Below are 2,580 nucleotides of genomic sequence, written 5' to 3' on the forward strand. Positions count from 1 at the left end.
CGACGACCGAAGCCTGCTCCGCACCAGGGTCCTCGGCGGCGTCATCAACGAGTATCACTACGCCGCGTGACCTGCAGCGACGACTTTTCGAGCCCAACAGGATGGGAAGGCAACGGCCTCATTGAAGCGCTGGCCGTGCTGGAGGCAGTGGATTAGGACGGCTCCGACGCCGTGATCACACCAGCCACGCGGAGATCATCGAAGGATGGTTAGGGTGCCCTCGTCGAGCCGACGGACTGGAGACGATTGATGGAGCAGAGCGAAGCCCTGCAGCTCGCGGTGGCATTTCTCGCGAACAGCCAGAGCGAGTATGAGCCGCCTCTTGCCATCGACACAGAGCGAGTCCGCCAGAGCAACGGGCTCCTGATCGTGCCCTACAACTCTGTGCAGTACCTCGCCTCGCGTGATGTGAGAGAGCAGCTGTTGGACTGCTGGCCCATCCTCGTCGACCTTGAACGCGGAGACGTGCGGTTCGGGTCCCTGGACGAGCGGCATCTGTGGAGGAACCCGAGCCCCTGACGAGGCTGTTGCTGTCCGCAACCACAGTTACGGGTGGTTTCGTTCACGTCTGGCGGGTTCTGGCACACATTCCGTGAGCGATCTTGAGTCCGGCCTCACCAGACCCCGGTGACGTGCGGTCCGCGCAGCTCACATGACGCGCGCGCCTACTGCTGGCGAGAGCCGGCGAGATCCTTCACGGATATGTGTGCCAGAACCGAGTTTTGGAAAGACTTCCGGCGTGTTGGCGTCAGTCGATGGCCGACGGCGATTGCCATGCCCGTAATCGCTACGTGGATGTCGTCTCTCAGCGTCGGGCCGCCGTCGGCGGGGTGTCGGCGCCGTTCAGGCAGTGGTCGAGGAGTGTGTGCATGCGGGGGACGGGGAGGGACGGGTTGGCCGCGGCGCCCTCTGCGGTGCGGAGGTCGGTGAGGAGGGTTTCCAGGGTCTCCGGTGTCAGGGTCGGGTTGGCGGCGGCTGCCCGGCGTACTGCATCGTCGGGGTCTTCCAGCGGAGGTTCGGGCAGGGTGGGGTCGGCCGCGGCCAGGGCGCGTACCTCGGGGTCCGGGTGGCCGATGAGGTGGGTCCGGCCGGTGCGGGGGAACGCGGGCAGGGTCAGCAGGTGCGGACGGTGGGCGGGGCGGGTCACGAAGACGTCCAGGAGGAGGTGCGGCGGCGCCAGTGGGTGGTGGCAGGCCAGCTGGATCCGTACCTCCTCGTCATCGTCCAGCGCCAGTGTCCCGACGAGTTCTGTGGGCAGGCCGGGCCAGCTCGCCGCAACCCGGCGGAGCACCGGTTCCTCGGACGCCGCGCAGGTGGCATACCAGTCGGGCGACGGCTCGGTGGCCAGCTGCGTGATCGGGCAGGTGCAGTCGGGACCGTGATCGACGACCCTGTGGACCGCCTGGAATTCGGCCCAGGTACGGATGGAGGGCTGGAGGCGGGCACGCATCCGCACGTCCTCGTCAGGATCCTGCCTCAGCTCCGCCGCCTCCGGTCCCAGGTCGGGCCGGGTGGCGACCAGCCTGCGGATCTCTGCATCGGGGTGGCGGGCGAGCCGGGCGAGGGCGCCGGCCGGGGTATGGCGGTTCCGGGCCAGCGGGTGCACCTCGTCGTCCGCGAAGCACTGCTCGACGACCGCGGGTGACAGGGCACAGGTGCCGAGCACGAACCACGTGTTGCGTGATCCGATGGACGGCAGCTTGGCCTCCACCGCCTCCGGGTCCAGCACCCAGCTGCTCTCCCGCGCCGCCTTCCGCACCGCGGGGTCGGGGTCGTCAAGCAGGGCATTGCGCTGCGCAGCGGTGAGCGACTCCCACTGGAAGGCGGCGTACAGACGGAGTGCGGGGTGGTCGTGACCGGCCATGTCCCGCGGGAAGGACGAAGGGACCTGCCGGGAGGACCAGAGCTCCCCGACGATGTCCTTTTCGGTGACCCTCCCGTCCTCGCCTCCGTCCTGGGCGGTCAGGAAGGTGACGAGGATGTCGGCCGGCAGGGGCCGGACCCACCGGGGCTGGAGCCGGGTGCCGCGGGCGAGATACGCACGGACGAGTCCCGAAGGGTCCGATGCCAAGGCAGCGAGTCGTGTGGGGTCGACGTGCAGGTTGCGGGCGAGGGCGCGGCGGATCCGCTCGACCGGGTGGCGGAGGGCCGCGTCGATGACGGCGTCGGGCAGGTCGCGGCCCTCGCACATCAGCAAGCCGGCCTCACCGGCCGCTTCGTCCAGGAGACGTATCAGCACGTCGGCGGGCGCCGCCGCGTTGAAGGCGATGCCGCGCAGCCACAGTTCACGGAGAGAGTCTGACATCGCGTCATCCTGCCACCTCGCCTCCTGAACCGGGCCGCCCGATGGCTCCGCATCCACCCCCGCCGACGGATGCACGACATCCGGGGCAAGTCAAGCAACCGGGCGTTGCTGAAACTCGGCTACATCGCCTTCCGTGCCCACGGGGTGTTCTCGCTCCTGGACAACAAACGCTCTCGCTACTGGGTTCTGGCACACATTCCGTTTGCGCCGTGAGGCGCTGTTGGTTCGAGTGGAGGTGGAAGACCTGCACCAACCCGCTGTCGCAGCAGTGGGGT

Annotated in this window: 2 protein-coding genes; one reads left to right on the forward strand and one right to left on the reverse strand. The window is 68.5% G+C overall.

Annotated elements, in window-relative coordinates; all coding sequences use genetic code 11:
* The first annotated feature begins 249 nt into the window (after positions 1–249).
* On the forward strand, positions 250–519 hold the full coding sequence (locus tag ACFU8Q_RS40885) for a hypothetical protein (protein WP_384465123.1): 270 nt from the start codon (positions 250–252) through the stop codon (positions 517–519).
* A 286-nt stretch (positions 520–805) separates the two neighbouring features.
* Here ACFU8Q_RS40885 and ACFU8Q_RS40890 read toward each other — a convergent pair whose 3' ends face one another.
* The gene (locus ACFU8Q_RS40890; RefSeq protein ID WP_384465125.1) at positions 806–2,305 is read right to left on the reverse strand and encodes a hypothetical protein; all 1,500 of its coding nucleotides are present in this window, start codon (positions 2,303–2,305) and stop codon (positions 806–808) included.
* Positions 2,306–2,580: the final 275 nt, after the last annotated feature.

Origin of the sequence: Streptomyces sp. NPDC057543 (assembly GCF_042801895.1) — a bacterium.
Taxonomy (GTDB): domain Bacteria; phylum Actinomycetota; class Actinomycetes; order Streptomycetales; family Streptomycetaceae; genus Streptomyces.